This is a genomic window from Marinitoga sp. 1138 (assembly GCF_013363265.1).
Taxonomy (GTDB): Bacteria; Thermotogota; Thermotogae; order Petrotogales; family Petrotogaceae; genus Marinitoga; species Marinitoga piezophila.
The window spans coordinates 107404-122006 of record NZ_LBFA01000001.1 but is presented as its reverse complement, the minus strand read 5'-3'; the positions used below and the strand labels follow the sequence as shown (position 1 = coordinate 122006).

Genomic DNA, 14603 nt, shown 5'->3' with positions numbered 1-14603 from the left:
GAGCCTTACGCTCTCTTGATTATATTATTGGTATCTTAGCTGGTACTGCAAATGGTTTCTTTGCGTTGTAAATTTCTTGAATGAATTCGTCTGTCCAGATTACATTACCGTCTTTATCTTTATAATCTCCTATGAAAAGGTTTGAAATTAAACCGTTTAATAATCTTTGTTTTGTTCCACTATCTCCGATTTTAAACATATATTGTTTTACTGATTCATTGTTTATATTGTTTGTAAATGTAGTGTCCCAAAATAATGAATTTTCATCATATAATTTTATAAATCCTATATCATTATCAAAACCAATAACAACAAACCACCATTTGTTAGTTACATCTGAATTTGATATATAAGGACTTAATAACTCTATAGTATTTGCTTTTAATTTAAATTTACTAGTAATTTGCTCATAATAAAATCCAAAATCGTCAACGCTATTAGTATCATCAGGCGTTTGATCAAAAATCCTCGGATATGGATTATTTACTTTATTTATCTTAAACCATGTTGATAATACAAGATTTTTATAATCCATTTTTTTTGAAATTTTAAATTGTCCATTTATTCTTGAACCTTCTACAAAACTTGTAGGAAAATCTTTAATTTCCATTTGAGCTTTCCTGTGTAATATATATTTATTATCTTCATTATTATTAGATTCTTCAAAACGCCAACTTGGATTTGTTAAATCGATTCGAAGTGTTAATTTCAAAATGTATCTATACCAACAACCGTCGTTGGGTATTTCGTGACATGCACTAGAATCATAATCTATATGTCCTGTGCATAAATTTATTCGTTCCCAATAGGCGTAATCATATGTATAGTATGCGCCGCTACTATCTAAACCAGAACCAAATAAATTTATAGTACTTTTTGTAGTGCCTCCTATATTTTTTGCTTCTATTTGAAAAGTCAAAACTGTTCCAGCAGTTAGTGTTCCTTCATAACTAAAATGTGCTAAATCAAGCCAATTAGTATAACATTTTGTTCCATATAATTGATATTCATCAAACCATATACTATTTCCTGTATCGCCGTAATATGGATCAGCATCACTACAATGGTTCGTCGTCCCCTCTTCAACTGCAAAACTTTTTACACCCTCGAACGGCACATCATCATCACGCAAAGTTACACACAAACTGCCATCATCGTTATAAATGAGGTTGTATGGTGTTTTTATCAAAGCCATGATTTATCACTCTCCAATGTTTATTTCTTTTGGTATTTCAGTATTAGCTAAGGCGAGGTTTTGCATTATTTCATCTTTTTTAGCTGCATACATAGTTTTTAAAACTTCTGGAATAACATTTTTCATGAACAAATCAAATTCACTTTCAAAAATAAATTGCTCATATTCGTACATTGTTTGAGTTTGCATTATTTCATTCCCTTGTTCATCAATTATTGGCATTTCTTCCCGAACTTCTTGAATATTGTAATTGAAAGCATATTTCACTCTTGTTTTTGATTTTCTAATATCATCAGTAACGCTAATTATTTGAATTTCAGAAGGTTTTTCTGAGCTTCTTACCATTTAATTCACCTCCGTAATAAAAAAGAGACCCTTTTCAGGTCTCTTTGTAATGTAATTTATTTTATTTTTTCTATTCTATATATTTTTGGATAAATCGAAACAAGAAAAGGGAATTTATTACTTATTTTTTTCAATACCTCATCTTTATTTTCAATTATTTCTTCATGATCAAACTTTTCATTAATCATTAATGCTTCATCTGTTATTTGTCCATAATATTCTTCATTATAAATTTCAATAGTATCAAGTTTAAAGAAAATCTTATATTTTTCTTCATATTCATAATATTCCTCGTTGTTATATTTTATATTAATTTTATAATATAAATCATCTTCAGTTATTAAATCATAAAGAAATGCTTTTAAAAGATAAAAGGTTAAAAAAGGAGACACAACAAAAGTTTTACTATCCTCTTTTGATACAAAATTAAAATAATATCTATATTTTTCTTCATAATCAAGCATACTTTCTATAAAATCATCTTCTATTATATTCAATTCTTTTCTTGATACATTTACGAAAAAATCAAAATAATCAAAATTTTTTTCAATAAACACTTCTACGTTAAATGCTGCATTGTTAGATAAATTAATTAAATCAATTTTTTTTTCAAACCAACCTTCTTTTTCTGATACTTTAATATGTATTTGAGGTTTTGAGGCTTTTTTGTTTCTTTTATGCTCTTTAAATTCACTCCACATAAAAATAATTAAAGAGGATATTAATGTTAAAGAAGGGAGTATCCAATCATAATTATCTTTAAATTTTGCAATTATGAACAGTAGAAAATCATTTGTTCCACCATAAGAACTAAGAAAATATATTAATCCTAATAAATTAAAAACCACAGTAATAAATACTACAAACCAAAATATAATTCTTTCTTTAGAATTCAATTTAATCCCCCCTTGAGATAATTATACCTCAAAAGAGGGGATTTTTTTATGCAAATTTCAATGTTCCATTGTCGAATAATTCTTGAACTGTCTTTGCTAAGTATTCTTTGAAACTACTTTCTCCATCCATTATAAAACTATCATTTGCGTTTATTATAAATGTATTATTCACAACTTCTGGACCACTTCTTTGAACTGTACTTGTATATTGACTCTGATATGAATTCTCCACATTTTGTTCAACATTCATATCAATTTCTGAAACTTTTTCATTAGCTTCTCTTACAATTTGACCAAAACTTTTTACAGCTCTTTTCCCCATGTCTACAACTCCAAAGGTTAACCCTTTAACTACATCTGAAACAACGTTGTACAACCAATTAAAAGCACTTGCGATCATTCCAAATACTACATAGAATCCACGACCAAGAGGAACTAATACAGCATTATATATCCAAGTTAAAACTGCTCCAAATGCTTGTAATCCAGCGAATAATGGATCGAGTAACGGTATTAATAATGTTCCTAACATTTGTCCAAGTGCTTTTAATATATTTACAAATGGTTGTAAAGCACTATTTATTAAAGGTCCTATTACTGCCATTAAACTTTCCACAATAGTTGTTATTGGATTTAAAAGTGCAACCACGTTACTAAGGCTCATAACTGCTTGAATAACTGGTCCAAATATATCTCCGAGCAATCCTGTTACACCACTAAAAACGTTTTTTAAACCGTCTAATATTGGACCATAAATCGGATCTAAACTTATTTGTGACCCTAATTCTCCCATTGCGTTTCCAAAACTTGAAAGACCTCCGCTAATAGCATTTCCAGCTGATTTGGCATTACTTTTAATCCAATTTGATATATTTTGTGCCCATGATGTTTTCATAATTCCATCAGCAACTAAAGTTCCCACATTTCTTATGCTTCCTGTTAATATATCAAATCCACCTTTGAATATCTGGCTTAAACTTCCTAATTGTTTTGTTTCTAAATCATAATATGCTTTTGTTTGAGGATATAAGGTTTGAGTAAGTTTTAATTGTTCCAAAAGAATGTTTTTAGTTTCTTTTTGTGCTTTATTTGAATCATCTTCAATTCCTAAGAGTTGATTTAATACAGTCCTTATTACATTTTCATTTTCTTTTGCATCCGGAATGTAATTCATAACATAATTCAAGATTTCATTTGCTATATTTTTTGTTTCAGTGAAATCTTTTGCTATATTCGTATTGCCCGAACCAGAAAGATAATTTGAAATCAAACTTACTATATCAACTCCACCACCTGTTTCATATCCTCTAATTCTTTTTTGTTCCAGCATTGCAACTAATTGAGGATATTTTTTTACCATCCAAGCAGGAATTACATATTCACCTTTATGTACTACTCCGGCAACATCATATTTCCCACCATCACCTGTGTATCCTCCGCTTGCAAATCCTGCTGCAAATAAAGCATATTTTAAAGCCTCTTCTAAAAATGTTGCTGATAATGCAGAACTCGTTAATACCCCTGCACCAATTGAACCAAATATTCCGGCCATTCTTAAAGCATATTGACCTGTTGATAAAGGAATATCTCCTGCTAACGTTGTTGTGCTATTAGCTACTCCTGTTAAATTTGCAGATGTCTCGCCTGGAATAATATATTTATTTTCATTCAAATTTGATTCTGATTGTGGTTTTGACTCCACATTTATTTCTGGTTTTTTAATCTTTTTTATTGCTAGTGTTGCAGTAATTACAAGACCGGTTGCTGATATTGCTAACCACGTTAAAGGTGAAGTTAAATTAATTACATTTAAAATAGAGTTAATTATAAATCCTACACCTTCTTTAAATAATAACCATGTTTTTGATAATAGAGAGAGTGTCAAATCAATTACAGTAGCTGTAAATTGAATTACTTTTTTAGCTAACCAACTAAATGTATTAATAATAGCATTAAAACCTTCAATTGTTTTTTCCGCTATCCATTCGAACATTTTAATTAAAGCTTTAAAACCTTTTATAACTTTCTCTGCTACCCAATTAAAAGCATTGATTATAGCATTAAAGCCTTGTATGATCTTTTTAGCAATCCACTCAAAAGTACTAACTATTGCTCGAAACCCTTTAATAACTAAAGAAGCGGTCCATTTAAAAAAATCTATAATAGCTTCAAATCCTTTTATTGATATTCCAGCCAACCACTTAAAAAATTCTATAACGGCATTAAACCCATGTATAGCCTTTCCAGCTAACCATTTGAAAAGATCAACAACTGCTGTAAAACCTTTAACAACTAAACCAGCCACCCATTTAAATATATTAATAATAGCTTTGAAACCTTCAATTGTTTTTTTTGCCACCCATTTAAAATCAACAATCTTTGCTACAATACTAAAACCAAATACTGTTCCTAAAAATATCCCAATTTTTTTTAGTATTCCGCTTATCCATCCTAAGAAACCTTGTTCTTGAATTATCTTAAGTTGTTTTCCAAGCCATTTAATTAAGTTTCCTATACTTTCTAAAACAGCCTTGATTAAATTTGCTCTCTGTTCTGGTTTTAAAGAAGCAAACCAAGCTAATAAAACACCAAATAACCATGTAAATGGATTTGCCAACGCTCTAACTGCATCACCAATTTTCCCAATTAAATTCAAAATTATATTAAAAATTATGATTGTTGTCAAAAGTCTTGTTATTGCACTAATAAGCGCAATAAATTTTTCCTTATTTTCATCAATCCATTTTGTTAATCCTTGAATCCATATAATTGCTTTTTGAACCCATTGCCCTAATGTACTTTTAAATGTGTTATAAATGCTTTGCTTTAGATTATCAAAAACAACAAATAATCTTCTCAATTGAAATTCTAAAGTTTGTGTCTGTTTTAAAAACATTTCATTCAAAGCGGAAACATCATCGGTTACTGAATTTGTTATCGTTTCTAAATCTTCAAAATTATTCACAAGATTTACAATAGCTCCTCTTGCTGTATCTGATAATTCTAAGCTGTTTATAAATTCTGCTACTTCTTCATTTGTTTTGCCTTTCAATTGATTTCTTATTTGTTCTATAACTTTTACAAATCCAATAAATTTCCCATTATCATATAATTTAATCCCAGCTTTTGCAAGGTTTTCTGATTTTTGAGTTAATTCATCATATGCATTTTGAAGTGCATTAGCTGCTTGTGCAGCATCTGGCATATATTTTGTTAGTGTTGCAAATGTTGCTGTTGCTGATTTCCAATCTTCCCCTAAACTTCTTGCAGAAGCAGCTATTTCCGGAATATATTGTGCAAGTTGATCATAAGTTAAAAGACCATATTTTACAGCTTGAAACTGTACAGCATAAACTTTTTCTAAATCATTTAAACTTAACCCAAAACCTTTGATTTGTTTTATAGCTCCTGTAAAAGCTGTTTCTATATCAGCACCACCTGCAACAGCTGCTCTTGCAGTTTGTTCTAAAACTTCAGGAATATTTTCTAAAGCTACACCTGCACTACCTAATGCGTAAGTTGCATCCCACATTTTCTTTAAAGATATCCCGTATTGTTGTGAAATCCTTGCAACTCTGCTTCCTAATTCTTTTTCAAACTCTTTTCCAGCTACACTAAACATTGTAGAAGCATTTGCCATAGCTTTTTCTGTATCTTTACTAAAACCAACGATAGCTGTTCCTGTTGCAGTTATTGCACCCAAAGCATATTTTGCATATCTTGCTATTTCATTCATATTTGTTTTGAATTCCTGGAAACTTCTATCAGCTTTTTGAGTTGCACTTTCTAATTTATTCATTGCTCCTGTAACTGTTTTTAAAACTTTAGAAGCATAATCTTTTGCCTGTATAATTAAACTTAAAGTTGCGGAATTAGACATTTATCTCACCGCCTTATTTTTCTTATTATTTTCTTCGTTGATTTTCTCAATTAAAACTTTTCTATATTTACTTAAAAAATACATATACTTTGCATTCTGGTCTAACAAACCACCTGAATCAGGTAAATTGACTAAGTTGCCTCTATGATCAAATAAATTATTTTTAATCAAAAAACATTCTTTTAAATGTTCCTTTTCTTTTTCGTCAAATCCATCAAAATTCAATTCTTCTACTATAAAAGACGTTTTTATAAACATTTCAAGTTTTGATTCATTTATATTAGTTATTATCAAATAACCTTCAATTGCTTTACTCAAAACATTATCAAGAATTTGAGGCTTTAACAACAAAATGTTTTTCAAATTCAGTTCTCTATTTAAAGTCCAGTTATAAATTAAAAAAGGCAGGGCTTCAACTTTTCTTCCCTGCCTTCTCAACTCTAATGTTCTTATTGTATCTTCTTTAAAAAAAATTACTTCTCCATCAAATTCCAATAGCATTTTGATCGCCAACTTCATACATTTCTAATAACTTATTCCAAAGATTTTGTAAGAATTTTGGATTAACTTTTGTTTTTAAAATTTGTGCTGTTGGCTTTTCTGATTCGCTCCAATTTACAATTAATTTTACTAATAGTTCTACTGGAACTTCTCCCATTTTTTCTGTATCTAATTCTATTTCATTCGTTCTTGCATTCATTTTTATAGTTTTAGGTTTTATTGCTTTTCTAATTTCTTCAAGGAGATAAAAATTTGGTTCTGCTTTTACTTCAATCCAGTTTTCTGTTTCCTTCTTTACAATATTCATCTTATCATCAAAATATATTTTTATAGTTTTTCCTTCATCAATAAAAAATCCCATAACCTCTACCTCCAATCTTAATATGTTCCAGTTGTATTTTGATAATCAGAAACTTCAATAATATCTCCAGTTGTAGGAATTAAAGCTGTAAAGTTTGCTTTGAACATTATTTTTTCTGCTCCTCCAATATCGTGTGTCATTTCTGAGAAATTGATTCTTGGAAGATATATTGTTAATTTTTCTCCTGTTGCTTTTTCTAATTTAATACCTATTGCTCCGTCCTGAAAGTTTTTAAATTTACTGTATTCACCACTAACAACAGAAGCATCAAAGATAATATCTAAACTTCCTGTTATTTCTAAATTACCTGCTTCTAATGTTTTTCTTTTCCCTGTTCCATCAAGTCTGTAATCGTCTGCATCTAAGTTATTACCTATATTTAGCTCAATACTTGAATAAAGATCGGTTGTTGTTTGAAAATCATCTGTGTATAGAGTTAATTCTTTAAAGAAAAATGGTTGATCATCTACATCAACTATTGTTCCTTCTGTTCCAGCTCCTACTACTTCCTCTTTACCTACTAAATCTAAACTGATTGAAGGTATTGAACCAACTGCTCCTGAGAATTTTAATGAATTTACTTTCATTCCTAAATATTTCATTTTTTGTCCTGAATGATCCACTTGAACTGTTGCAGAAGGTATATCTGAATTTAAATCAATAGGTGTAATTTTCGTATATTCATCACCACTATCAGCTGTTCCGTCAGGATCCACTAATGCTGCTTTACCTAAGGCAAGGTAAAATGCCAATCCTGCAGATGTTGGATAAGCTTCTAATTCAAGAGAGCCTTCTGCACCTTCTTTCGTAGGAGCAAGTGATTTTGTTCCTCTAATTCCAAGCAATGCCTCGGATTTTGCTGTTTCAATTTTGTGATTCAAACTTTCTGATTTGAAAGGCAACTTATATTTCAACGTTGCTTCAGTTGCGAACGAACTCTCTATTCCTAACAATACGCTACTTTTTGCACCTGTATAACTCATATATTATTCACCTCACTTGTTTTTATTCTGAACATAACAAAAAGATGTTCGTCATCGGAACTAAATTCTGTATTCAATAACTGATAATTCTGCTTAAAATATTTTTCCAGAACTTCTACAATATCATATTTTTCTTGAAAAAACAATTCCGAATCTTCGCCTCTACTCATTGAAAACACACACACTATATCAACATTTACATTAATTTCATATCTCAATGAAGTCATTTGCTGATGATTAGATGAATCTAAAAAAATTGAAGCTGAAGATAAATAATCATCGGCTTTCAAAGCTCCAATACCTACTTTTTGAAAAACATTTTTGTTATTATATGTCATTCCTTTTAAATCTGATTTTATTGAATTTAATAAATCATTATACATCTTCCATCATTCCTTTTTTAAAGATTGTCAAAATCTTCTCTTTATTATCTTTCAATGTTCTTGCAAAGAAATATTTCCCTTTTGTTCCTGGATGTCTTACATGTTTAGCTACTGCCCAGTATTTTTTATCTCCCATATATCCTTGTGGTTTAGGTTTTGGCCCAATATACCAACTTAAAGCTTTTTTCCTTTTTGGGAAAATATCGTGTGCTTTAGTTCCATATTCTAAAAATATTGCATGTATTTGGTCAGTATAAACCTTTCCATGTTCTGTAGAAACTTCTGTAAAAACTTTATTTTTTATCTTAGATGAGTTTAACTCTTTATCATACAAGAGTTTTAAATAATTAGCTAATAAAGATGTTGCAATGCCAAAGGCCTTCCTTCTTCCAGAAGGCCCTAAATTTTTTCCTAATTGTTTTAGTCTTTTATTTAACTTCTTATCACCTACAATTTCAATCTTCATAACTCATCTCTCCAATAACCAAATCCCACTCATATTCTCTTGTAATCCTTTCAATTTCACGTATCAATGAAGTTTTTGAATAACTCTCCTGATAATCACCTCTCGTTGTTGTTTTTGCCGAATCCCAATCCCTAAGCAGTTGTCTCAAAGCATCTCTAACCGCAAGCATTAAAGATATTTTGTTTTCTGCAGTGTATAAATCATCTTTATTTAATCCATGATCACTAAGCCATGCTTCTAATTCTGAATCAGAGAAAACCTTCCCATTTGAATCCCTTAATTCAATTCTTATTCTCTCCAGATTTGTCATTATTATCAGCTTCTTTCTTTGAAGTCTTTACGGCTTCTATAACTTTTCTTTTAATCAAATCTCCAACTGGATAATTTTTATCTAATTCCACAATTTCGCCTTTTTTCCAAACTTTTCCATCTAAAGTCAATGGAATTAATACCTTATATTTCATTTTTCTAACCTCCAATTTTTAATTTTGAAAATAATAAAAAAATCCGCCCATCAGAGCGGATTATATTAAATAACTGTAGCACTTACTGTATAATCAGCATATGGCATAGAAGGAATTTGAGCAGCTGCAGCTTTTGTCCATAATGTAACTGGTTCTGTTGATTCCCATTGTACAATTGTTATGCCTTTAAGTTCTTTTTTCTTCTTACCTGCATCTTCTAATAATGCTTCGGCTGTTGGACCAACGAGTGTATCTCCTGCTACTCCATTTCCAGGAAGCAATACGAATTTATCTTCATCAAAGAATCTTACTGTATTTCCACTCAAATCTCGTGCTTGTAAATCGTAGTGAGTTAATGCTGGTAATCCTTTCGAAGTAAAGTAAGAGTTCAATGTTCTTAAATCAAGCAACCTGTCTGAATTTACACCAAATATTGCTTTCCTTAAATTTACGTTTCTCAATAAGTAATTTACAACTTTCAAAGAGGTTACAGCTTTTGTTGGTTGAGGTCCTCCTTTTTCAATGACCATTGATACCCATGTGTAAATATCATTTTCTGGATCTGAATTTGTGGTATCGCTCCAAAGAGTTGCAACAGTTGGTTTGTTTTCAGATGGCATGAGATAATCTATTGAGTATTGAAAACCATCATTTGTAAAATCAAGTTGTCCTTTACATAATGCTTGCATTCTTAAATATTCAATTTTGTTTTCAACACTATCAAATACAGCAGTTACGTCATCAAAAATCTTTCTTATTGTACTTTCTGGAATGTCATATCCTCTTTTTTGGAATTTTTTTAATTTAATATACTCTTCTTCATCAAGACTTCTTTTAATTTTTATAACTGGAATTTTTCCTGAAACTGTTGATACTCCATCTCTTCCCATAATAGCAGCTTCAGCACCAAATGGTTGAACTCTGGCCATTACCGGAAGATTATTTGCACCTTTAACCCATTCAAAAGATAATGTATCAATCTTTTTTCTTGGGAAAATGGCATCACCTAAGAATTTTCTGTCAGGTCTATTCAACATGTAATTTAAAAATGTTTTTGAATCCAAAAGATTTGTAATAGTTTTCATGCTATATCACGCTCCTTATATAAAGATAATATGTGATAATTGTGTTTTTGCTGTGGCATCAATACCTGTAAGTTTTGATTCTTGAACAACACCGTGAATTACGTAATTGGCCATTTCATCTTCTTTAGTCACATCTACATCATGTGCTAAAATGCCAACCGCTGTTTGTCTTCCATCACTTGCAGTAGAATCATATGGTCCAAATTTTCCACTTGCAGTTATTTTTCCTAAGACTGTTCCAGCTTTTAAGATTTTATCTCCATCTGAATCGGCAGTTACTGTTGAAGAATCAATTACACAACCTAACATTACAAAATGATCACTTACCAAAAATGCTACACTACCTGCATAATCTTTTTGATTAAGCATTTAAATCACTCTCCTTTCTTATTTCCAAAAATCTTCTATTTTAGGCGCTCCTGTTTTATCAACACTTAAAATACTTTCTATTTCAGATTCTAAATGTTCCATGCTGTCTGTTCCAGTTCCTTTAAATCCTTTGCCTTTTTTTAAATCTTCTATTTTAGCTTGAGTCAATTTTTCAATTACAGTTTTAAGTGTTTTTATATTCTTTTCTGTAGTTTTCACGTCATCTTTCATAACTATTGGCATTAGCGAATCTGCATACTCTGCAAATCCTTCTTTCATTAATAATTTTTCAGTTTGATAGATTAAATCTTTTTTGGCCAATTCTGCTTTTAACTTTTCGATTTCACTCATAGGATTAGTTTCATCATTTTCATCATTTTTGCCGGGTTCAGTTTCAGTTTTTTTGTTCGATTTTAATTCCTCAATAATCTTAGTTAATTCAGAAATCTGTGTTTTCAACGCTTCAATTTCTGTATTTTTTTCTGGTTCTTGTGTAGGTTCATTGTTTTGTCCATTTTCGTTTGTGGGATTATTCTGTGGTTCTGTTCCATTTTCACCTCCTTCACCATTTTCTGCAAACAACTGCAAATCAAAGTTAAAATCTAAATCTTTACCTTTCACTATTTCACCTCCATGATATTTTGGCAATAAAAAAAGGAGCCTAAAAGGCTCCTATATTCAAAATTTTATTCAAAATCTTCTAATATTACATCCGGTTCAGTCAATTCTTTAAAAAGTTTCTTTACCCATTGAGGGGCATTTGGTTTTAAAACCCAACCATTTTCATCGTAATTTATCCATTTTTCAAATTCATTGTATTGTTCTTCAGTAACCCATTCTGGTATTTTTTTCATTCTTTCAACTCCCTTTTAATAATCTTCAAAATTTCTAAGGAAAGTTTAGAAGGATTCTTAGATGTTATTCCATTTGCTATTGCTTGCGCTATAAGTTCGTGAGTATCCATCGTCGCATATTTTCCTAATTCATTTTTTATATATTTATAAACTTTATTATAATCCGTCGGATCAATTCCTAAATTTTTTAATGCTTCATCCCTAATTTTGTTTGCTAATTTATTAGACTTCCAAACATTAAAAAAGTTCTTCTCTTTTCTTGTTATTTTCATTTCAAGGGCATGTCCAATTTCATGAGCAATTATAAATTCAGGATTTGCGCCTTTTGGATGGAAATTTGCTTGTATATCTCGTTCTAATGACTTTAAAATAGAATCTTTGTTTTTAAATATTTTTGAAATTTTTAATGTTCTGTAGACTTCATTATCTTGATATTTTAATTCATATTTTGCATAAGCTGATGAAAAATTACCAAAAGAAATTTCATCAAGAATGTTATCCATTGCCTCTCCAAATTCATTATGCATTTTATCAAACGCACTATTTATTATTTTTATTGTCTCTTCATCTGTTCTGCCAAATTTTGTTTTTATGTTATATTTTTTACTGATATATTCTTTTGGAGGTATTTTTTCAAACTCTTTATTTTTCACATTTTTATCTTTTTTATCAATTAAACCATAATCTTCCAGAACTTTTTCATCAAAAACTTCGGTTTCAAAACAATTGCACCATGGATGATCAGGAACGTGAGGATAATATTTTATCGGATATACACCTCTTCCAAGCCCAAAAGCATTTTGTGTCGCATTCTTTTCACAGTTACAATCATATGCTCCGTATTTATGTTTATGTGAAAGATTCCATTTCATTCCTTTTATCCATTCCTTATCTTCAGCAAGTTTCAATGTAGTTGTTCTATATGCTCTTTCAATTTCAGCTTCTACAAGTCTTCTTGTAAGATAATTTGTCTTTTTTACTGTGTATAAATCTATTATTTCCTCTATTTTTTTATGCGACATCTTCTCAAATTCTTTTTCTAGATACTCCGGAATTTTTATTTTAGGCGATTTTATCTCCTGAAGTTCCATCATCGTATCCCAAACAGACTCACCTGCAAGAATATTCTTTTTTAATGAATCAAATATCTTATCTCTTATTTGTTTTGAATGACCCCATAATCTTTTAGAAATAGTTAATCCATCTTGCGCTTGATAAGATATCAAATAATCCATAATATTTTTATTCCATTTTATATGTTCAATTAAGTTTTCCATTCCAACTTTAAAATAAATTTCTTTCATGTCTTCAAAAGCCCTAAAACTTGATTCTTCTAAAAGATTTAATGTGGTAGATTTATATCTTTTATAGAACTTATTTATCTCTTTCTTCAAATCTTCTTTTATTTGATTTAAATAAATTGCTCTAATATTTCCCATATCGTCTTTGTATTTTTTTATTCTATTGTTTAAATCATAATAAAGCTCTTTAAATAATTTTGAATATTCGGTTCTATATTTTTCTTCAAGTTCTTTTATCGTTGTATTTAAATAATTCTTTCTTAATTCCAGCATTTTAGATTCAAAGTCTTGTTTTGTCATTTTTTCACCAACCTAAAGGACTAGTTTGGTTTTCTTTTTCTAAATTTTTCATTTCTTCTTCCGCATTATTGATAATTCCTTCTTTTTGCAATTTCTCCAATTGCCATTTTTTGCTTAAAATACCTGAAACTTTAGTAACTTCATTTATTACATCATCAAAATCACGTGGAGTTATTGGTTCAAATTCTATCTGTGTTTTTATTTTTTGATCAAATATTAACCAACTTATTAATTCGTTTAATTCTTCCAATCCATTTTTTAAAGCTCCACGAGCTAAATTAATATGTGAGCTTATTTCTATTAATTTCTTTTCTAAACCAGGCCCAGTGATTTGCCCTCCAGCTTTTAAAATATCCATCAAAACAACTTCAGGGAAAAGTTTTTCAATTGTCTTATTTATTTTATCTTGTTGAACTTGTATTCTCTCAGCCATTGCGCCATTTGATTCAAGAAGGTTTAATCCTTTAGAATCTCTTGGATAATGCAGAAACTTCCTTATTTTTCTTTTATCTTTGCTAACAATTATCTTAGTTTCTTTATTGGCCTGTTGTTTTGCCATAAAAGCTTCGCCTAAATCATCGTAAAGAATTGGATCTGCATGTAAATCAAAAAGAACATCAAGATATGATTCATATAGATTCAATCTATCCTGCAATCGAATTAACCCTATAATCCTATAATTTTCATTATCAATCCTTATAAAAGGAATTCCGTCATATAAATTCGGCTTTCTCTCTTCTTTATCACCTATTTTGGTTATTATTTCATCTTCGGTAAGAATCTTTTTTGTTTGTACTTTTTTACCATCAATAAAAATCTCACTTTGAATCTCAACTTTTACTATTTCATTTGCCACTTTTTCAATTGAAATTGCGCTTGGATGATGAAGTATTATTTTTGTCCCTGAAATCTTATCAGTTGTATCTTCAAGAACAGCTTCTAAATTGACTTGATTATACAAGAAAAAATGTTTCGCAATTTCATATTTCAAAGTTTGCATATTATTATTTTCCCAAATATCCCAAATTTGATTTACTTTATCTTTTTCACTTCCATCACCAACAAGAGAAAGTTTTTTTTGCATTGTAAGAGCAATTGATATAATAATAAATTTTGGAATGAAATTATATAAAAAATCAACATCCTCTTGTTCATATTCAAATTCATCTTTAAACATCGAATCTAACAATTTAAAATCTATTTTGTCGTGAAATCTCATT

At 29.7% G+C, this 14603-nt stretch carries 17 protein-coding genes; all 17 read right to left on the bottom strand.

Going from position 1 to position 14603, the window contains the following annotated elements; genetic code table 11:
• Positions 1-19: 19 nt before the first annotated feature.
• Positions 20-1195, bottom strand: a complete 1176-nt coding sequence (locus tag XO11_RS00725) for a hypothetical protein (protein ID WP_175417999.1) — start codon at positions 1193-1195, stop codon at positions 20-22.
• A 6-nt stretch (positions 1196-1201) separates the two neighbouring features.
• Positions 1202-1540, bottom strand: coding sequence for a hypothetical protein (locus XO11_RS00720; protein ID WP_075780230.1), 339 nt, complete (start codon positions 1538-1540; stop codon positions 1202-1204).
• 56 nt (positions 1541-1596) lie between these two features.
• Positions 1597-2436 (bottom strand): hypothetical protein, encoded by an 840-nt coding sequence (locus XO11_RS00715; protein WP_175417998.1) that lies wholly within the window; start codon positions 2434-2436, stop codon positions 1597-1599.
• A 46-nt stretch (positions 2437-2482) separates the two neighbouring features.
• Complete coding sequence (locus XO11_RS00710) at positions 2483-6316, bottom strand: phage tail tape measure protein (protein ID WP_175417997.1); 3834 nt, start codon at positions 6314-6316, stop codon at positions 2483-2485.
• Positions 6317-6835 carry a hypothetical protein gene (locus XO11_RS00705; RefSeq protein ID WP_217671575.1) on the bottom strand — a complete coding sequence of 173 codons (519 nt, stop codon included), beginning with the start codon at positions 6833-6835 and terminating at the stop codon, positions 6317-6319.
• Positions 6801-7178, bottom strand: a complete 378-nt coding sequence (locus tag XO11_RS00700) for a hypothetical protein (protein WP_175417995.1) — start codon at positions 7176-7178, stop codon at positions 6801-6803. Before XO11_RS00700 ends, XO11_RS00705 begins: the two co-directional genes overlap by 35 nt.
• A gap of 17 nt (positions 7179-7195) precedes the next feature.
• A complete protein-coding gene (locus XO11_RS00695) occupies positions 7196-8161 on the bottom strand; it encodes a phage tail tube protein (RefSeq protein ID WP_175417994.1) in 966 nt (321 codons plus the stop codon).
• Entirely contained in the window at positions 8158-8544 is a 387-nt protein-coding gene (locus tag XO11_RS00690; protein ID WP_175417993.1) for a hypothetical protein, read from the bottom strand. The genes XO11_RS00695 and XO11_RS00690 overlap by 4 nt, the downstream gene beginning before the upstream one ends.
• Positions 8537-9010, bottom strand: coding sequence for a hypothetical protein (locus XO11_RS00685; protein ID WP_014295851.1), 474 nt, complete (start codon positions 9008-9010; stop codon positions 8537-8539). The genes XO11_RS00690 and XO11_RS00685 overlap by 8 nt, the downstream gene beginning before the upstream one ends.
• Complete coding sequence (locus XO11_RS00680) at positions 9000-9320, bottom strand: DUF6706 family protein (protein WP_014295850.1); 321 nt, start codon at positions 9318-9320, stop codon at positions 9000-9002. The genes XO11_RS00685 and XO11_RS00680 overlap by 11 nt, the downstream gene beginning before the upstream one ends.
• Positions 9292-9474, bottom strand: coding sequence for a hypothetical protein (locus XO11_RS00675; protein ID WP_014295849.1), 183 nt, complete (start codon positions 9472-9474; stop codon positions 9292-9294). Before XO11_RS00675 ends, XO11_RS00680 begins: the two co-directional genes overlap by 29 nt.
• Positions 9475-9539: 65 nt before the next feature.
• Positions 9540-10559: a major capsid protein gene (locus tag XO11_RS00670; RefSeq protein ID WP_175417992.1), complete on the bottom strand. Its 1020-nt coding sequence runs from the start codon at positions 10557-10559 to the stop codon at positions 9540-9542.
• 15 nt (positions 10560-10574) lie between these two features.
• The gene (locus XO11_RS00665; protein WP_175417991.1) at positions 10575-10928 is read right to left on the bottom strand and encodes a head decoration protein; all 354 of its coding nucleotides are present in this window, start codon (positions 10926-10928) and stop codon (positions 10575-10577) included.
• 18 nt (positions 10929-10946) lie between these two features.
• On the bottom strand, positions 10947-11549 hold the full coding sequence (locus tag XO11_RS00660) for a DUF4355 domain-containing protein (RefSeq protein ID WP_014295846.1): 603 nt from the start codon (positions 11547-11549) through the stop codon (positions 10947-10949).
• Between the two features lie 65 nt (positions 11550-11614).
• Positions 11615-11782: a hypothetical protein gene (locus tag XO11_RS00655; RefSeq protein WP_175417990.1), complete on the bottom strand. Its 168-nt coding sequence runs from the start codon at positions 11780-11782 to the stop codon at positions 11615-11617.
• Entirely contained in the window at positions 11779-13383 is a 1605-nt protein-coding gene (locus XO11_RS00650) for a hypothetical protein (RefSeq protein WP_175417989.1), read from the bottom strand. Before XO11_RS00650 ends, XO11_RS00655 begins: the two co-directional genes overlap by 4 nt.
• Positions 13384-13387: 4 nt before the next feature.
• Positions 13388-14602, bottom strand: coding sequence for a hypothetical protein (locus tag XO11_RS00645; RefSeq protein WP_175417925.1), 1215 nt, complete (start codon positions 14600-14602; stop codon positions 13388-13390).
• Position 14603 lies beyond the last annotated feature (1 nt).

Bases quoted from the DNA above. Each gene is read 5' to 3' on its own strand.
- XO11_RS00725 (WP_175417999.1), bottom strand. From the start codon at position 1,195: ATGGCTTTGATAAAAACACCATACAACCTCATTTATAACGATGATGGC.
- XO11_RS00720 (WP_075780230.1), bottom strand. From the start codon at position 1,540: ATGGTAAGAAGCTCAGAAAAACCTTCTGAAATTCAAATAATTAGCGTT.
- XO11_RS00710 (WP_175417997.1), bottom strand. From the start codon at position 6,316: ATGTCTAATTCCGCAACTTTAAGTTTAATTATACAGGCAAAAGATTAT.
- XO11_RS00705 (WP_217671575.1), bottom strand. From the start codon at position 6,835: ATGAAGTTGGCGATCAAAATGCTATTGGAATTTGATGGAGAAGTAATT.
- XO11_RS00700 (WP_175417995.1), bottom strand. From the start codon at position 7,178: ATGGGATTTTTTATTGATGAAGGAAAAACTATAAAAATATATTTTGAT.
- XO11_RS00695 (WP_175417994.1), bottom strand. From the start codon at position 8,161: ATGAGTTATACAGGTGCAAAAAGTAGCGTATTGTTAGGAATAGAGAGT.
- XO11_RS00690 (WP_175417993.1), bottom strand. From the start codon at position 8,544: ATGTATAATGATTTATTAAATTCAATAAAATCAGATTTAAAAGGAATG.
- XO11_RS00685 (WP_014295851.1), bottom strand. From the start codon at position 9,010: ATGAAGATTGAAATTGTAGGTGATAAGAAGTTAAATAAAAGACTAAAA.
- XO11_RS00680 (WP_014295850.1), bottom strand. From the start codon at position 9,320: ATGACAAATCTGGAGAGAATAAGAATTGAATTAAGGGATTCAAATGGG.
- XO11_RS00675 (WP_014295849.1), bottom strand. From the start codon at position 9,474: ATGAAATATAAGGTATTAATTCCATTGACTTTAGATGGAAAAGTTTGG.
- XO11_RS00670 (WP_175417992.1), bottom strand. From the start codon at position 10,559: ATGAAAACTATTACAAATCTTTTGGATTCAAAAACATTTTTAAATTAC.
- XO11_RS00665 (WP_175417991.1), bottom strand. From the start codon at position 10,928: ATGCTTAATCAAAAAGATTATGCAGGTAGTGTAGCATTTTTGGTAAGT.
- XO11_RS00655 (WP_175417990.1), bottom strand. From the start codon at position 11,782: ATGAAAAAAATACCAGAATGGGTTACTGAAGAACAATACAATGAATTT.
- XO11_RS00650 (WP_175417989.1), bottom strand. From the start codon at position 13,383: ATGACAAAACAAGACTTTGAATCTAAAATGCTGGAATTAAGAAAGAAT.
- XO11_RS00645 (WP_175417925.1), bottom strand. From the start codon at position 14,602: ATGAGATTTCACGACAAAATAGATTTTAAATTGTTAGATTCGATGTTT.